13 protein-coding genes and 1 pseudogene are annotated in these 16,623 nt (G+C 33.0%); 8 read left to right on the forward strand and 6 right to left on the reverse strand.

The annotated features are described in order from the left end of the window. Positions 1–909: 909 nt before the first annotated feature. Positions 910–2,745 carry a zinc-dependent metalloprotease gene (locus H6X70_RS01515; protein WP_194765915.1) on the reverse strand — a complete coding sequence of 612 codons (1,836 nt, stop codon included), beginning with the start codon at positions 2,743–2,745 and terminating at the stop codon, positions 910–912. 135 nt (positions 2,746–2,880) lie between these two features. Next, complete coding sequence (locus tag H6X70_RS01520; protein ID WP_194765916.1) at positions 2,881–4,878, reverse strand: putative porin; 1,998 nt, start codon at positions 4,876–4,878, stop codon at positions 2,881–2,883. 274 nt (positions 4,879–5,152) lie between these two features. Here H6X70_RS01520 and H6X70_RS01525 point away from each other — a divergent pair, with 274 nt between their 5' ends. The 3 genes from H6X70_RS01525 (at position 5,153) to H6X70_RS01535 (ending at position 9,370) form a co-directional block, all read left to right on the forward strand. Next, positions 5,153–5,752 (forward strand): ribonuclease HII, encoded by a 600-nt coding sequence (locus H6X70_RS01525; RefSeq protein WP_194765917.1) that lies wholly within the window; start codon positions 5,153–5,155, stop codon positions 5,750–5,752. Positions 5,753–5,803: 51 nt separating this feature from the next. Then, on the forward strand, positions 5,804–8,236 hold the full coding sequence (locus H6X70_RS01530) for a ribonuclease HII (protein WP_194765918.1): 2,433 nt from the start codon (positions 5,804–5,806) through the stop codon (positions 8,234–8,236). An 84-nt stretch (positions 8,237–8,320) separates the two neighbouring features. After that, complete coding sequence (locus tag H6X70_RS01535) at positions 8,321–9,370, forward strand: nucleoid-associated protein (RefSeq protein ID WP_194765919.1); 1,050 nt, start codon at positions 8,321–8,323, stop codon at positions 9,368–9,370. Positions 9,371–9,459: 89 nt separating this feature from the next. Here the strand turns inward: H6X70_RS01535 and H6X70_RS01540 are convergent, their stop codons facing one another. Together H6X70_RS01540 and H6X70_RS01545 are read right to left on the reverse strand one after the other, a co-directional pair. Further along, positions 9,460–9,873 (reverse strand): hypothetical protein, encoded by a 414-nt coding sequence (locus H6X70_RS01540; RefSeq protein WP_194765920.1) that lies wholly within the window; start codon positions 9,871–9,873, stop codon positions 9,460–9,462. 23 nt (positions 9,874–9,896) lie between these two features. Beyond that, positions 9,897–10,664 (reverse strand): OmpA family protein, encoded by a 768-nt coding sequence (locus H6X70_RS01545; protein ID WP_194765921.1) that lies wholly within the window; start codon positions 10,662–10,664, stop codon positions 9,897–9,899. Positions 10,665–10,918: 254 nt separating this feature from the next. Here H6X70_RS01545 and H6X70_RS01550 point away from each other — a divergent pair, with 254 nt between their 5' ends. After that, the gene (locus tag H6X70_RS01550; protein ID WP_194765922.1) at positions 10,919–11,509 is read left to right on the forward strand and encodes an acetate uptake transporter; all 591 of its coding nucleotides are present in this window, start codon (positions 10,919–10,921) and stop codon (positions 11,507–11,509) included. A gap of 72 nt (positions 11,510–11,581) precedes the next feature. Next, the gene (locus H6X70_RS01555; protein ID WP_194765923.1) at positions 11,582–12,538 is read left to right on the forward strand and encodes a bile acid:sodium symporter family protein; all 957 of its coding nucleotides are present in this window, start codon (positions 11,582–11,584) and stop codon (positions 12,536–12,538) included. A 60-nt stretch (positions 12,539–12,598) separates the two neighbouring features. Here H6X70_RS01555 and lipB read toward each other — a convergent pair. Continuing rightward, positions 12,599–13,300 (reverse strand): annotated as a pseudogene (lipB, locus tag H6X70_RS01560) (lipoyl(octanoyl) transferase LipB); the annotation flags it as partial. A gap of 261 nt (positions 13,301–13,561) precedes the next feature. On the opposite strand from lipB, the gene H6X70_RS01565 reads away from it, so the two are divergent. Together H6X70_RS01565 and H6X70_RS01570 are read left to right on the forward strand one after the other, a co-directional pair. Beyond that, on the forward strand, positions 13,562–13,900 hold the full coding sequence (locus H6X70_RS01565; RefSeq protein ID WP_194765925.1) for a type II toxin-antitoxin system RelE/ParE family toxin: 339 nt from the start codon (positions 13,562–13,564) through the stop codon (positions 13,898–13,900). Position 13,901: 1 nt separating this feature from the next. Continuing rightward, the gene (locus H6X70_RS01570) at positions 13,902–14,192 is read left to right on the forward strand and encodes a helix-turn-helix domain-containing protein (RefSeq protein WP_194765926.1); all 291 of its coding nucleotides are present in this window, start codon (positions 13,902–13,904) and stop codon (positions 14,190–14,192) included. 200 nt (positions 14,193–14,392) lie between these two features. Here H6X70_RS01570 and H6X70_RS01575 read toward each other — a convergent pair whose 3' ends face one another. Beyond that, complete coding sequence (locus tag H6X70_RS01575; RefSeq protein WP_194765927.1) at positions 14,393–14,551, reverse strand: YqaE/Pmp3 family membrane protein; 159 nt, start codon at positions 14,549–14,551, stop codon at positions 14,393–14,395. A 269-nt stretch (positions 14,552–14,820) separates the two neighbouring features. Here H6X70_RS01575 and lysS point away from each other — a divergent pair, with 269 nt between their 5' ends. After that, complete coding sequence (gene lysS, locus H6X70_RS01580; protein WP_194765928.1) at positions 14,821–16,512, forward strand: lysine--tRNA ligase; 1,692 nt, start codon at positions 14,821–14,823, stop codon at positions 16,510–16,512. Positions 16,513–16,623 lie beyond the last annotated feature (111 nt).

The raw sequence follows: 16,623 nt of genomic DNA on the forward strand, positions 1-16,623 counted from the left end.
CCGCTAGCGTTCATCCTGAGCCAGGATCAAACTCTTCATCGTTAAATTTTAATGTGCTACCTATAAGGTAACAACTTTAACAACTAATTAGCTCTCTTTGTACTCAAAATGGTCTATTCTCTTTGTTAAATTAAATCGTTTCCAATTCAATTCTTACGCTGTCAATTCAATATGTTTATGAACTTTTTTCTTTTGTTTCTTAACGCGTTTCCTTGTTAAGCGGGTGCAAATGTAAAACCCTTTTTTTTAACTCACAATGTTTTTTTGAAAAAAAATTTAAAGATTTTTTTACTTTAATTTAATATCCAATAAAAACAATATTATGAACTTTTTTACCTCTAACAGACCTGCTGTTTTTAGCGGCTGCAAACATACAACCTTTTTATAACCTCACAATGTTTTTTTTGATATTTTTTTAAAGCTTTTTAAAACCTCTTTTTTATACCGAAAACTGTTTATGAACTAACGCTTTAAGTGGCTGTGCCTCTCTTAGCGGGGTGCAAATATACAGCTCTTTTATATTCCCTAACAAACTTTTTGTTGGTTTTTTTTGAAGTTTTTTTAGTCTCAGTTTTAACTTTCAGTAAACGTGCTATTTACACTTTAAAATAATCGCTTCAGATGCCATACTCATTAAAAGAAACTGGATGCTTGTCGTGGATATACCTATAAAGGACAACCATCATGCACCCACGGTGTCTTCCGCCGAAAGGCTAATAAACCTTGTTTGTTTTATATATATGCTAAGAGTAGCCATACAAAACCTCTTTATTGTAATAATTGCAGTTACCTATATTAATGTCTTAAACAGAAAAACTCATGAAATGACTTTAAAAAAATCATGTCATGAGTTAGCCATACGGTATTAAACTTCAATCAACCTGATGAAGCAACCCTTATTTAATAGTTTTACTTTTTTATAAACTTCTTGTAATAAGATTTTCCTTGAGATGAAATTTTTAGAAAATAGATTCCTGATTTTAAATTTTGCACATCAATTGTATTGGTGTTTGATTTTTCAAGTACCTTTTCCCCTACTGTATTATAAACAGCTACATGAGTTACTGCATCCAATTCAATGTTTATTTTACTAGAAGTTGGATTTGGGTGAATTTTTGGAGCATCTTTTGAATGCTCATCAACCCCTAGACTTGATGTAGACACGGTATTAGAATATAAAGAATCATAGTGTGTTGCGCTTCCTGAAATACTTCCTCTAAACTCATAATCATCAGTGTTTCCAGACAGTGACGTATTGGTATAGGTTCCTGAATTTAAATCGGCATCACTAATATAATTCCAGGAAGGGTCGCCTACTTTTCTATAAGTAATTGTAAAAACTTCAGAAGCACTACAATCTGAACAGTTATTTACCCAATCGATTTTTATGTTTCCATTACTTAATCGTGTTGCAGAAGAAAAAGTTGGAGCTGGCGTAACAATTAAAGATGCTTTTATTTCAATATCTACAGACCAGGTACCATCAGTATTATCAACTACGTTATCAAATTTAACATCATCATTTTCATACATCATCCCTGGTTTTAAAACCACATCTCTTAAATCAGCAAAATAATCACCAAAATAATCGATATTGGCAGATGGACTCATATCTAGCAATAAATTTTCAGTACCCATAACCTTATGCACAAAGAAACCTTCTATATTATTTGAAAGCTCAGGGTTAGAAAACATACTATTATAAGCATCGTTGGTTCTTAACTCTAGCTCGTAGCCATGATTTTTAAAACCCAAAAAATCTCTTTCATCTGGCAACAGCACTTCTATAAAACGTTTTCCTGTGGCAGAGGACACAGGATGCACAGTAACCGTGGTTTTTCCCCACCAATTTTTAGAATAAATAGTTTGAGCATCTATTAAACCACAAACATCTCGCATGGCACCATTCATACCTAAACCATATTCTCGCTTTCCCATTAAAGCATACTTATTACCATATTCCTGGTTTAAAAGATTTGAATTGTTTGGCACTTCTGGTGTTTCATGAGCAGGCTTATCTCCATTTGTACTCGAATTTGCATGATGATCCAACCCCATGCTATGTCCTAATTCGTGCAGAAGTACCGATTCAAACTCTTTCATGGCAAAATTAGCATCACCCTCTTCGATCATATCTTTTCCTAATGGAATTAAATATGAGTTGGCCTCGGTTAACTGATCAGTTTCCGCAAATTGAGATGGGTTTCTTTGAAAAACGCCATTTCGATAAGAAACAGTTACAACAGACTGCGTGTAAGATGTTCCATTTATTTCAAAAGTTTTATTGGTTGTTATGCTTTGTTGCACCACTGCATCATGACAGAATAAAAAAACCAAATAATCATAATCATTAATATCAAAAGACGAAGGTGCTGTAAAAGACAGGTTATCTAAAACATCTTGAAATTGCATCACCGAATTATTTGAAGTATCAAAAAATACATCTGATGACGTTGTGTAATCAAAAACATCGCCTGTAATGGTTGTTGTGCCATAACTCATATCATGAAACCAAGTTGAAATATCTTCAGTAAAAATTATATCGGACCACCTTGATTTGTCTGGAAATTTTGCTCGGTATACTGGTGGGATATCGGCAAAATCTATTGGGAAAATTGCAATATGCCAATTATCCCTTTTAGTATACGTTTCAGCATCAAAAGGTAAAAGATCATTTTCTACTTGTGAAAAAATCAAATTTTGACTCACAAATAAAACAAATAGAATGAAGTATAGTTTTTTCATAATTAAAAAATATTTAAGTTAAAGATAACTGGCGTCGATTATTAACTACAAGCTAATCCTTTTAAAATTAATATAAAGTTCTGATAAAATTAGATAAAACCTCAACAAAAAGAGTTTAAGGTTAAAAATATTCGTCTACAAGAAGAAATTCCAAACTACACCAAAACGTACAATGAAATCGCGGTAAGGGTTATTGGGTGCAGAATAAAAATTAAACCCGGTAAAAGAGGAATTAAAGTGTTCTGCTTTTAAAAACAGGCGTGTTTGACGAATTTTAGCATTTAAAAAATAATCGAATCGTGGAAAACCGCCATATTCTCTATCATTCTGCACATAAAATTCAGCTAATAACGGACTATATCCATTCATGTAGTAACTGGTAAAATAATTAAATGTAATTCCAGTTTGTAAAAACAAGGCTTTATTGAATAAGTGGCTCGTAAAATATAAAGTATTACGTGTATTAAATTCAGGAACATTTAAAACCATATTATCGTCTTGCACGTTTTGATACTCTATCGTATTATTAAGAGCAAACTTACCAACTCGAAACTCCTTACCCAGCCTAACTCTTAAATAGCTTATGGTTTCATCGTTTTGAAATGGCGATACTTGTTGCGATACAGCATCCTTTTTAAAATACATGTAATTGCTTATTGTAGAAAAATCTACAGACAAATTAACCTGCTTGTCCGATTTAAATTGAAAACCTATTTGCTGTGTTTCAATATTATTAAAATCATTTTGCCAATTGTAACTCAAATAATTACTTTGATAAAGCATCTTATTAAAATTAGGCGCATGCGAACTATGGTTTATTGAGGCTTCAACTTCAATATCTTTATTTAATTGATAAGAAGCTTCTCCTTTTAAATAGTTCCCATCAAAATCCCCTGAAACATTCGCACCTATTTCTCCTAGTATATCAAACTTTTTAATGCGTTTATGGTATTTTCCACCTAGCGCAACCACATTTCCTATAAGTCTGTTGGTAATTAATTGTCCGTTTATTTTTACCAACTGATTGTAACCATAATTATAATAGGTGTTGCTCCCATTTAGTTGTAAATCGCCTATAATATTGTTGCTATAATTTAACTGAAACTCATTATACAAGGTCTTAAGCGTGACTTTTTCAGATAAATTTGAAGCATTAAAAGAGGTTCCAAAATAATCGGTAGCAGCAGTTGTTTGTTTGTATTCGTAATATTTACTTTCAGAAGTTATAATTTGATTTACGGTTAATACATTTTTAGCTATGGAATCGTTTTGATTAATAATTTTATAAGAATGATTCAAATGGTAGCGCTTACCTAGCAGCATATTTTCAGCATCTTCAAAATTAACGGTTAATATAGAACGGTCTAGAAATTCAGGATCGCCACTTTCAAAATTCTGAACCCCTTCTTCATCTAAGCCACCATTTTCTTGATTCAATAAATCTTGGGTTACCATATGGGCTTTGGCATTATAGCGGTTATTTTTAGTACTATAATTTAATGTAAACCTAAAATTTCCTGTACTTGTTAGTATATGTTGATACTTCCCTAAAGAGCGCAAACCTTTATAAGCAATCGAAAAATTTAATTGCGGTGTCATATTCGCTGTAAAAAAAGCATCAACTAACTGCCCTTGTTCAAAAGCAGTTTTAAAAAACAACTCGGTAAGCGGCGTTGGCACGCGGTAATAATCTATATCATCAACCTCCATATAATTAAAATGCTTAGCTCTAGCACCAAAAACAGGCATTAATTCTGTGTTTTCAAAATTATAGGTTAAGGTATTATATGTTTGTCCGAGATTAGAAAAACGCAGTAATCCGAAATTATCTTCTCGCAAATAATTAAACTTATGATCTTTTCTAATTGAAAGAGTCGTATCTACAAAAGTGGTATCGTTTCTGAAAGAAATAATTTGATACTGATCGATATCGCCTTTTATTTTTTTGGCCTTATTTGAACTTGAGCTACTTTTGGGTTGGCGACTTCTAATAGAGTCGTTCTCTACATTATTACGACTAGGTTTGATTTGAGCACCTATTATATTCGCAAATAAAAGAAACAAGGAAACTAGTACGGTAAGGTTATGCTTAGCTTTCTTTTTTTTAGAATTTGCTTTTAATGTTATAATCATATTCAACTTATAGGTAATCAACAACGTTAAAACTGTGTTATCGGAATAATTTTTCTCCAAGCAAAAGTAATTATTTGAACGTAAAGTGCGAGAAATTATTTTAAATAAAGCGTGTTAACAAAACTCAAGCTTTTTAGCTCATCGGTTTATTTTTCACTTTTGAAGCTAAAACGTGTAAAATAACATATGGAATTAAAATTTAAAACATACAATTCTTATAATTTACAGGCATTATAACATTAGGATATTTTAGAATTATGAATATTTTAGCTTCATGTTATTAAAAAACTATTCAAGTTTAGCTTTAGAGTGTGGCACAGACGAAGCTGGCCGTGGTTGTTTGGCTGGCCCAGTAACTGCTGCAGCTGTAATATTGCCCGAAAAATTTAAGAATACTATTTTAAACGATTCGAAACAAATTAGCGAAAAAAAACGCATGCTTTTAAAGCCCCTTATTGAAGAAAAAGCATTGTGTTTTGGAGTTTCTCATATTTTTGAAGCTGAAATTGATAGCATTAATATTTTAAACGCCTCTATTCTAGCGATGCATAAAGCCATCGCGCAACTTAGCAGCATTCCCGAATTTATAATTGTAGATGGCAACCGGTTTAAAAACTACCAAACCATACCCCACCAAACCATAATTAAAGGCGACGCTAAATATTTAAGCATTGCTGCGGCTTCGGTTTTAGCAAAGACCTACCGCGATTTGTATATGGAAAAAATTCATGAAGAATTCCCCATGTATAATTGGAAAAAAAACAAAGGCTATCCCACAAAAGAACACCGCGAAGCCATTCGAGAATTCGGAATTACAAAATACCATCGAAAATCGTTCAGATTATTGCCAGAACAGTTAAAGTTAGAACTTTAAGTTTTTAATGAATTAAAAAATATAGTAGGTTTGTAGAAACTAATGTGGTTCATGAAATTTATATACATTCCCCTCCTACTTATTTTAATTTTTAGCTGTTCTGAAACCAATACAAAACGTTTGGAACTCATAGATTTTGCACCAAAAAACACATCGGTTATTATTAAAACATCGAGTTTTGATGGCGTAAAGAGCGGTATTAAGAATAGTGATTTCCTAAAACGAATTTCTAAAACTTCAGCTTACAAGCAATTAGATAAAAAATTAAATCATTTATCGGTTTTAAACCCGTCCAACGAAATATTAATTTGCCTTTCCAAAGATGCGCAAGACAGTTTACAGTACACGGTTGTTACAAAATACGACAAAGCCTTATTTGAAACCGATTCGTTACCAAATTACATTGAAGAAACGCTAGAATACAAAAAGAAAACCATCACAAAATCTAGCATTAACAACGCTGTTTTTTACAGTACGGTTATAGATAGTACTTTTTTCGCATCCTCATCAAAAGCTAATGTTGAAGCCGTTTTTGAAAAAACCACTATCGATTCTGAACTAAAAAAAATATATCACACCACTGGAAACGATAAAACTTGTTCTGTAATTATAAAGCCCAATAATCCGTTTTTAAAATCGCTTTTCATTCAAGATTCCATACCTCTAAACAACTTTACAAAGTATATCGCTGTCGATGTAGAACTACACCAAAACAGCTTACAATTTAACGGTATTGCAAGAGCCAAAGATTCTACCAAAAGCTTAATAAATGTTTTTAAAAACACCGTACCGCAAGAAAACCAAATGCCACATGTTACACCTTCAAACAGCGATGGTTTTTTAAGTTTTACTTTTGATAACTTTAAAGTTATTGAAAAGAATTTGCTTCAATTTCAGCAAAAAGACACTTTAGTAAATGAAACCACTTTATTTAACGATATTATTGAAGTTGGCGTAATTTATGAAGCTGATAAGCGAGCAATTGTACTAAACTCCTTAGATATTATTGCCACTAATGATGCGCTTTTAGGAGAGCAGACTAAAACCGATGTGTATCGCGAAATTGACCTATACAGTTTTAGTCAACCCGATTTATTCCAACACACATTTTCTCCCTTAATCAGTTTTAAAAAAGCAACTAATTACTGTGTTTTAGATCACTTTTTTGTGTTTTCAGATGATAAAGAATTACTTCAAAACATCATTTCAAGCTATCAAAATAAAACCACGTTGGCCGAAAAAGAATTCTTTAAAAACACAAAAGAATCATTAAGTGATGCGTCTTCAATATTGCAAGTTAATAATGCTGAAACATTAAATACAATATTGAATAAAAATATAGAAGCATCAGAAGATATCGATTTTTCAAATTACAATGCATCTGCTATTCAATTTATATACGACACTAATTTTGCTCATGTAAACGGCGTGATTCAAAAGGAAAAAACCAAAGTTTATGAAAATTCGGTTTCAGAAGAATTGAACATCAAAATAGACAATGACTTGTTGAATAATCCACAGTTTGTAAAAAATCACATTTCAAAACAAAAAGAAATAGTAGTTCAGGATATAAACAACAACTTGTATTTAATTTCTAATAAAGGAAAAATTCTTTGGAAAAAACAACTGCAAGGCCCTATTTTAGGTAGTATTGAGCAAATTGACATGTATAAAAATGGCCGACTTCAGCTTGCTTTTGCTACGCCAAACCGCGTGTACGTGTTAGACCGTAATGGCAATGAGGTGAGTCCGTTTGCATTAAAATTCAACGATAAAATCACTCAGCCACTTGCCGTATTTGATTATGATAACCGTAAAAATTACCGTCTTTTAGTAACCCAAGGTAACAATGTTTTAATGTACGACGCTAAAGGAAAACCTGTAACTGGATTTACTTTCAAATCAGCCAATAATGCTATTATTTGTCAGCCGAAACATTTTAGAATTTCAGGCAAAGATTACATCACATTTAAAACTATAAATAAATTATATATTTTAAATAGAACGGGACAGGTTCGCGTTAAAACTAAGGAATTTAACAGCTACTCTACAGAGCCTATCTATTTATTTAATGATACGTTTACCACAACGACTTTAAGTGGCGATTTAATTTCGGTAGATACTAAGGGCGGGGTTTCTAGACGAGATTTAAACCTTACTGAAAAACATCATTTTCAAACCACATCTAAAACATTAGTGACGCAAACCGAAAACAAGCTTTTCATAAAAAATAAAACCACCGATCTAGATTTTGGACATTATTCTAAACCTGGTTTGTTTTACATCAACAATAAAATATATGTTACTACCACCGATTTAGATGCGCATAAAGTCTATTTATTTGATAGTAATTCTGAATTACTGCCCAACTTCCCTGTTTATGGAAATGGTCCAATTCAGTTAGAACATATCGATAAAGACAAGCGTTTAGAGTTTGTAACTAAAGGGGGAAGCAACTCGATTATTTTATATCAAATTAACTAATTTTCGTTTTTTAGATTTATTTGAAATGTTCTAACCCAACCTTCAGGTTTATTTTAATACTATTGCATTCTTAAATACACACAAATGATTTCAAGAAAAAACGCTTCTATTTCTCAATTTATAATACATAAGGTTGGAAATAAATTCAACGACACCAAAAATGCTTTTTCAGATAAACCCGTAGAATTTGATGAAGCCAGCTACGAACTCATGCTGCCTTTTTTATTAAGACCTTTTGGAAGCGTGGTACAGAGCTACCGTTTTAACCACCATTCTAACATTTCTTTAAACGAAATAAACAGCTACGCAGCACAATTGTTTAATGATGAAGAAGCTTTTGTTGATGTTTCCAAACATATTGTAACCCATTTATTCGAGCAATCTAACTCCTCACAAATAAAAACGGGTGATGTTCTAGTGGTTATGTTTGAAGGTATAGAATTTCAAGACATAACAACCAATGCTGTTGGGATTTTTAAAATTGAAAACAAAGTTAATTTCTTTCAAACTTATTTAGAAGATAACAGTTACGATGTTTTGGTGCAAAAAGGAATAAGCTCGAAAAAAGTAGATAAAGGCTGTTTAATTTTAAACCAAAGTGATGGTGAAGGCAATATTATTTTAAGTGTGGATAATAATAGTTACGATGCGCAATATTGGCTTAATCATTTTTTAAATATTAAATATGCCGATGATGCCAACAACCACACACAACAATATATAGAGCTTTGCAAAGATTTCTCGACCGAAATTATTAAAACAAGCTACGGCGCTAAAGAACAGAATACTTTTTTAGCCAAAACCATTGACTTTTTTAAAGAAAATGAAATTGTTAATGTGGAGCGTTTTAAGGAAGAACTCTTTGAAGAAGACAAATACAAACAGCAATTTGACGATTATAAAAAAGAGTTTGAAGGCGAAAAAAACCTAGTGATTAGAAATCAATTTGATGTTGCTGAAGCTGTAGTTACCAAGGAAAAACGCAAAATTAAAACCGATATTAAACTCGATACTAACATTCAAATAAAATTGGATATTGATGCGCCTGATGCTTCTGCCGAATATTTAGAACGCGGTTATGATGATGAGAAAAAGATGCATTATTACAAAGTGTTTTTTAATGCTGAAGATTAAAGCTTAATTAAAAAACACCATATTATACAAAACAAAGAAGCCGTCTAAAATAAATAGACGGCTTCTTTTAGTTTAGTTGGTAAAGCAGATTAAACGCCTCCTTTTAAAACGTCTTGCCAATTCTTTAACTCTTCCCATTCACCTAAATCGGCTAAGTTGGCTTGAGCAGGCCAGGTTCTAGTCATACCTCTATGTGTAATGAAAGCTGGTCCAGCTTCAACAAGCATGGCTTCAAGAAAATCAATTTTAGTATTAGAAAGTTGTTTATAGCTAATAATACCTTTATTATTAAGTAAACCTTCAATTTTAGGACCAATACCCTCAATTTTAGTTAAATCTTGTTTCACTACTGGTTCCTCTTCTTTAGCAGCACAGCCAAAAAGTGATTTTAAAAGCCACCCTAATAAAAACCCTAAAAGAAAAGCACCTAAAAGCCATAAAAGCCAAGGCCAAAAGACGTCAGATCCGTCGCACGCAGTAGTACTTATTTGTAATAATCTCATAATTTATTTTGTTTGGTTAATTGTTATTTTATGATTTGAATTTCAACACGTCGGTTAAATCGCTTGTTTTCATTATCAGCATTTGGTTTAAGCGGCATTGTTTCTCCTTTAGAGTCCACTGTAATTTTGTCTTCAGGAACACCTAATTTCACCAAATGAGATTTATATTCGTTAGCTCTTTTAAGACCTAATTCTTTATTGTATTCTGAAGTGCCGTCGCTATCGGTATGACCAACAATTAAAATACGATCTCCAGAATCTTTTAAGAACGTTGCTAAATCTGAAAAATACGATAGCACATTTTCGCTAGAAACCTCCTCGGTAGAGTCGTACTTATAAAACACCATGGTTTTATCGAAATGCTCAACAACATCGTCATTTTGAGTTACCCATTTGTATCTCAACTCATGAAGCATATTGGTTTTAGTCGATTCACAATCACTAGCAGATCTAGCACCTGTAATAATATCTTCTTCAGATAATTCGACAAATAAAGCCTTTACTTTTTCAGCGCGATCAAGCCCAGCTTGTTCGGTTTCTCCAGTAAAATAAGGTCCAACTAAAAGTAGTTTTTTGCCTTCAGCTTTAGCATTTAAAATTTCTTGTTTTTTTTCTGGCCAAGCATCATTTGTAATGACTTCTCCTGTAGCACAATCAAAAATTAACGGGCCGTATTCGACTACAACTATAGGCTCCGCACAACATACTACTGTATCTTTATACCATCCCCAGCTAAACCAAGCCAAGAGCAGAAAAAGAATAAATAGTAAGAAAGCAAGTGTTTTTTTCATATTTATGGTTTTTAGTATTGTCTACCAATGTACGAAAAAATGGATAACTTTTAAATTTTTACTCACAGAAAACGATAAGTTGTAAAGCTTTCATGACATCCTGCAAATATGAGGAATGGCAATAGCTACACAAGCAATTAGTGCGGCTTAATTTTACTGATTTTTAATCGGAATAACAATTCATCACTTAGTTGAAACATTTTTCATTAAATTGCTAAAACATAAAATGCATATCAACCATAAAACAGATACTCATGGAAAACCATACAAATTCAACTCAATTAGTAGACAGCACCGCTAACCCAGCCCCTTTAGGTTTAATGGGTTTTGGAATGACTACTGTGCTTTTAAATTTACATAACGCCGGCCTTTTTGAATTAGATTCCATGATTTTAGGCATGGGCATATTTTATGGTGGCATGGCACAAGTTATAGCAGGCATTATGGAGTGGAAAAAAGGAAACACTTTTGCTACTACGGCATTTACATCTTATGGGTTTTTCTGGCTCACCTTTGCTGGTTTAATTTTAATGCCTAAAATGGATTTAATTCCTGCTCCAGAAAATGCAGGTTTAGTATCTTACTTAGTAATGTGGGGTATTTTTACAGGCGCGTTATTTATTGGAACTTTAAAAATTAACCGTGCCTTACAATTTGTTTTTGCTACGTTAACGCTACTTTTCTTTTTGTTAGCTCTGGGCGATTATACCCATAGTGAAAGCATAGGACATTTTGCTGGGTATGTTGGTATTGTTTGCGGATTTTCTGCAATTTACACAGCCATAGCACAAGTTCTTAATGAATTATATAAAAAAGTGGTACTTCCAATCGGGCCTGTTCAATAATTTTAGATTTACATAAAACACATTTTTAATTCATTTTTAAAATGTGTTTTTTTTATGAATACGTAGTATCTTATGAAAATTGATCGCTTTGTAATTGCCATTATAGTCACTATTATAATTGCTTATTTTTTTCCTCAATTAGGGAGTAAATCAAGTCCTGTTCCTTTGGATTTAATAGGCACGATAGGCGTATCGTTAATTTTCTTTTTTTACGGATTAAAATTGAGTCCGAGTAAAATAAAAGCAGGTTTAAAAAACTGGAAACTTCACCTATTAGTACAAGCTACAACGTTTTTAATTTTTCCACTTATAGTTTTAGCAACTAAACCTTTTATTTCTTCTGAAGAAGGCGAAAGTTTATGGCTGTCCTTTTTGTTTTTAGCAGCCTTACCCTCTACCGTTTCATCATCGGTGGTCATGGTTTCTATAGCCAAAGGCAATGTGCCTGCAGCTATTTTTAATGCTAGTATTTCTGGACTTATAGGAATTGTTATCACACCGATTTGGATGGAATTATTTATTCCGAAAAGCACAACCGATTTCGACTTGAGTAGTATTTACATCAAATTAATAGTCACTATTATTGTACCTGTTTTTTTGGGTATCCTTTTACAGCGCTTTGGAAGAACTTTTACATCAAAATATAAAAATCAATTAACCACTTTTGATAAGCTTGTTATTTTATTGATTATTTATAAAAGCTTTGTACATGCGTTTGAAGATGATATTTTCAGTGATTTAAGCCTTCTGGACTTTATGATGATTGCCTTTTTTATTCTCGCTCTATTTTATGGGGTATATTTTTTAACAGGATATATTGCTAAGCAGCTTCATTTTAATTTAGAAGACCAAATAACAGCACGGTTTTGTGGCACTAAAAAGTCGTTAGTTCACGGCACCGTATTTTCAGAAATTTTGTTTCCAGTAACCTTTCCTGTGGGATTACTGCTTTTACCTTTAATGCTTTTTCACGCTATGCAAATCTTTATTATAAGTTTGATTGCTTCACGTTTGGGGAATAGGGAATAGTTAGGAGTTAGGAGTTAGGAGTTAGGAGTTAGGAGTTAGGAGTTAGGAGTTAGGAATCTATCAAATAAATTCTGCTTCAAAAAGTGTTTTAAAATGTTTTAGAATTTTTGCTTTTACTTCAGCTTCGTCAACATTTTGTTTTCCTAATTCTACATTTAATGAGGTTACGGCTTTTCCCCGAATACCACAGGGAATAATATTGTCAAAATAACCCAAATCGGCATTCACGTTTAAAGCAAAACCATGCATGGTAACCCAGCGGCTGGCACGAACGCCCATAGCACAAATTTTACGTGCAAAAGGTGTACCTACATCTAACCATACGCCTGTTTCTCCTGGACTTCTTTCAGATTTTAATCCGTAATCGGCTAAGGTTAAAATAATCATTTCTTCTAAAAAACGTAGGTACTTATGGATGTCTGTAAAAAAGTTATCTAAATCTAAAATCGGGTAGCCTACAATTTGTCCGGGCCCATGATAGGTAATATCCCCTCCTCTATTTATTTTATAAAAACTAGCGCCCTTCTGGATAAGTTGCGCTTCACTTAAAAGTAAGTTAGACAGGTCGCCACTTTTTCCTAAAGTATACACATGAGGATGTTCTACAAACAACAAATAATTTGGAGTAGCCAGATTGGTTTCCTCGCGTCTATTTTTAATTTTTAAGTCTACAATATCCTTAAACAACGCCTCTTGATAGTCCCAAGCCGCTTTATAATCTATAACACCTAATTCTTTAATTTGTATTAACTTATTCACGCTGTTTAAATCCTTGGTAACTTTTGCATCTTTTAATAAAAACGCTGTTTAAAATAATCATGCAAATATAATTATTATAAACCAATAAGTCGTGCTGCATGGCGGGAGTTAGCAAAAGGAAAACATTCTAAAATTTCTTCTTAAATAAAAACCACAAATTGTCCATAACACAATTACAACAATGAAGTTCTAGAAACACATCGACCTTGTCAAATTTTGTAATTTATATTTGAAATAAGTAAACTAATTAGTTAACTTTGTTCTGTGATAAGAAAAGTAATTGCATACAAAACTTATTTCATTGATTTTTATAAATCTCAAGATGAAAAAGTCCGTGAAAAAATAAGTTACGTTTTGGATTTAGTACGTTTTGAAAAGCAGGTCCCTAAAAAATTTTTTAAATACTTAGAGAATACAGACGGAATTTATGAAGTACGTGTGATTACAACTTTTAAAAGTATTAGGATTCTGTGTTTTTTCGATGATGGAAATTTAGTTGTACTAACAAATTGCTTTATAAAGAAAACTCAAAAGACACCGCGAAAGGAAATCAAACTTGCGGAAAAACTGAAAAAAGAATATCTAAAAGACAAAAATAGCTAATATGAAAAATGTAACAGACTTCGAGGATATCCTCAATGAGACATACGGAAAAAAAGGAACTGAAAAGCGCGACAAATATGATGCAGATTCACTGGCTTTTCGATTAGGAGTTATGTTGAAAGCAGCTAGAAAGGAAGCTAATTTAACACAACAAGAACTTGCAGAAAGAACAGGAACTAAAAAAAGCTACATCTCACGAATTGAACGCGGATTAAGTGATATTCAAGTATCTACTTACTACAAGTTAATTGAAATAGGCCTAGGTAAGCATCTGAATATTGAGATTGCATAACTAAATTTAATCAGGTTATCTGAAAAGGAAAGTTGTTTTTATTTCAGCCTGTCGAACTATTTTTTAAATGAGAAATATGCAATTCATTATTTGTCCTTTAATAACCAATCAACTAGGTATACCAATTTAATTGAACGAAGAAAGGTAAAGTACAATTAAAAACTATCTGGAAAAACATAGCAACAAAATTCGCACCTCTTCTAGCGGTTCGGGTTATTCAAAATAACCAAAGCCGCAATAACGCCTGGTACCCAACCGCAAAGCCATAATAAAAACACAATTAATACCGAGCCGCAACCTTTACCTATTACGGCTAGCGGCGGACAAATTATAGACAGTAAAACTCTCCAAAAACTCATAAGTTCATTTTTTGATTGATGATTACCTTTAAGACGCGCAAACTTATTAATTGTTACAACTAATCATATTATGAATCTCTTTTTTTGCGTTAGGGATAGCAGTGGAAATCCTTTTTTTGAGGCACGAGAAAAAAGATTGCAACGTATAGCCCGACCTCCCGAAAGCTTTCGGGAGGTAACGCCCATAAAATTCATTAAATCATTAAGTGTAAATCGAAAATCAAATGATTATCTTTGTGCCTTAAAAATTTTCACACCGTATTTAGAGTATGTCACAATTATCTGAACAAGAGCTTGTAAGAAGAGAGAAATTAGCCAAATTACGCGCATTAGGAATTAACCCTTACCCCGCTGATTTATATCCTGTAAACCACACTTCCAACGAAGTTAAAAACCAATTTGAAGAAGGTAAACCCGTTGTTATCGCTGGACGATTAATGATGGTTAAGGTGCAAGGAAAGGCGAGTTTTGCACAGTTACAAGATTCGGAAGGTAAAATTCAAGTGTATTTTAATCGCGACGAAGTTTGCCCAGGCGAAGACAAAGTTAAATACAACGAAGTTTTTAAAAAGCTTCTAGATTTTGGCGATTTTATAGGAATTGAAGGCGAATTGTTCACTACGCAAGTGGGCGAAAAATCGGTTCGTGTTAAAGATTTTACCTTATTAAGTAAAGCCTTAAAACCACTGCCGTTACCAAAAGAAAAAGACGGTGTTGTTTTTGATGCTTTTACAGACCCAGAGCAACGTTACAGACAACGTTATGCCGATTTAGTTGTAAATCCACACGTTAAAGAGGTGTTTATTAAGCGTACCAAACTTTTTAATGCCATGCGCGAATTTTTTAATTCGGCGGGATATTTTGAGGTTGAAACGCCTGTTTTACAACCTATTCCTGGTGGTGCTGCGGCGCGTCCGTTTATGACGCATCACAATGCTTTGGATGTGCCTTTATACATGCGAATTGCCAACGAACTTTATTTAAAAAGATTGATTGTTGGTGGTTTTGAAGGGGTTTACGAGTTTTCTAAAAACTTTAGAAACGAGGGTATGGACCGTACCCATAATCCAGAATTTACCGCTATGGAAATTTATGTGGCTTATAAAGACTACAACTGGATGATGAGTTTCTGCGAACGTTTATTAGAATACTGTGCCATGGCCGTTAATGGTACGACAAAAGTGAAATTTGGCGAGCATGAAATTGATTTTAAAGCGCCTTACGCGAGAGTGACTATGGCCGATTCTATCAAACATTTTACTGGGTTTGATATTACAGGAAAAACTGAAGAAGAGATTAGACAAGCTGCAAAAGACCTTGGTGTTGAAGTTGATGAAACCATGGGGAAAGGCAAGCTAATTGACGAAATATTTGGCGAGAAATGTGAAGGCAACTACATTCAGCCAACTTACATTACAGACTACCCTAAAGAGATGAGTCCGTTATGTAAAGAACACCGAGAAAATCCAGAATTAACCGAGCGTTTTGAGCTTATGGTTTGTGGTAAAGAAATTGCCAATGCTTATTCTGAATTGAACGACCCAATAGACCAACGCGAGCGTTTTGAGCACCAATTAAAACTTGCTGCTAAAGGTGATGACGAAGCGACCGAATTTATAGATCATGACTTTTTACGTGCTTTAGAATACGGTATGCCACCTACTTCTGGAATGGGTATTGGTATGGACCGATTAATTATGTTTTTAACCAATAATCAATCGATTCAAGAAGTTTTATTCTTTCCGCAAATGCGCCCAGAGAAAAAAGCGGTGGCTTTAAGTGATGAAGGAAAAGCCGTTTTAGACCTTTTAAAGAAAGCTGAAAAAATAGCATTAACCGACCTGAAAACACAGTCTGGTTTATCAAATAAAAAATGGGATAAAACCATTAAAGAATTAACTAAAAATAATCTGGCTAAAGTTGAAAATACCGATGACGGCTTATTTGTAGAAGTGGTATAAAAAAGGCGTTTTCGCTGAATTTATTGTATTAAAAAAGCCGGTAACCAGCCGGCTTTTTTTACTAACAAACTAAACTAACCATACTAATTTACAAACTAAATATTTTATTTT

The organism is Tamlana sp. I1 (assembly GCF_015355625.1).
Classification (GTDB): Bacteria; Bacteroidota; Bacteroidia; order Flavobacteriales; family Flavobacteriaceae; genus Pseudotamlana.

Bases quoted from the DNA above. Each gene is read 5' to 3' on its own strand.
- H6X70_RS01550 (WP_194765922.1), top strand. From the start codon at position 10,919: ATGGAAAACCATACAAATTCAACTCAATTAGTAGACAGCACCGCTAAC.
- H6X70_RS01515 (WP_194765915.1), bottom strand. From the start codon at position 2,745: ATGAAAAAACTATACTTCATTCTATTTGTTTTATTTGTGAGTCAAAAT.
- H6X70_RS01570 (WP_194765926.1), top strand. From the start codon at position 13,902: ATGAAAAATGTAACAGACTTCGAGGATATCCTCAATGAGACATACGGA.
- H6X70_RS01545 (WP_194765921.1), bottom strand. From the start codon at position 10,664: ATGAAAAAAACACTTGCTTTCTTACTATTTATTCTTTTTCTGCTCTTG.
- H6X70_RS01535 (WP_194765919.1), top strand. From the start codon at position 8,321: ATGATTTCAAGAAAAAACGCTTCTATTTCTCAATTTATAATACATAAG.
- H6X70_RS01530 (WP_194765918.1), top strand. From the start codon at position 5,804: ATGAAATTTATATACATTCCCCTCCTACTTATTTTAATTTTTAGCTGT.
- H6X70_RS01555 (WP_194765923.1), top strand. From the start codon at position 11,582: ATGAAAATTGATCGCTTTGTAATTGCCATTATAGTCACTATTATAATT.
- H6X70_RS01575 (WP_194765927.1), bottom strand. From the start codon at position 14,551: ATGAGTTTTTGGAGAGTTTTACTGTCTATAATTTGTCCGCCGCTAGCC.
- H6X70_RS01520 (WP_194765916.1), bottom strand. From the start codon at position 4,878: ATGATTATAACATTAAAAGCAAATTCTAAAAAAAAGAAAGCTAAGCAT.
- H6X70_RS01525 (WP_194765917.1), top strand. From the start codon at position 5,153: ATGTTATTAAAAAACTATTCAAGTTTAGCTTTAGAGTGTGGCACAGAC.
- H6X70_RS01540 (WP_194765920.1), bottom strand. From the start codon at position 9,873: ATGAGATTATTACAAATAAGTACTACTGCGTGCGACGGATCTGACGTC.
- lysS (WP_194765928.1), top strand. From the start codon at position 14,821: ATGTCACAATTATCTGAACAAGAGCTTGTAAGAAGAGAGAAATTAGCC.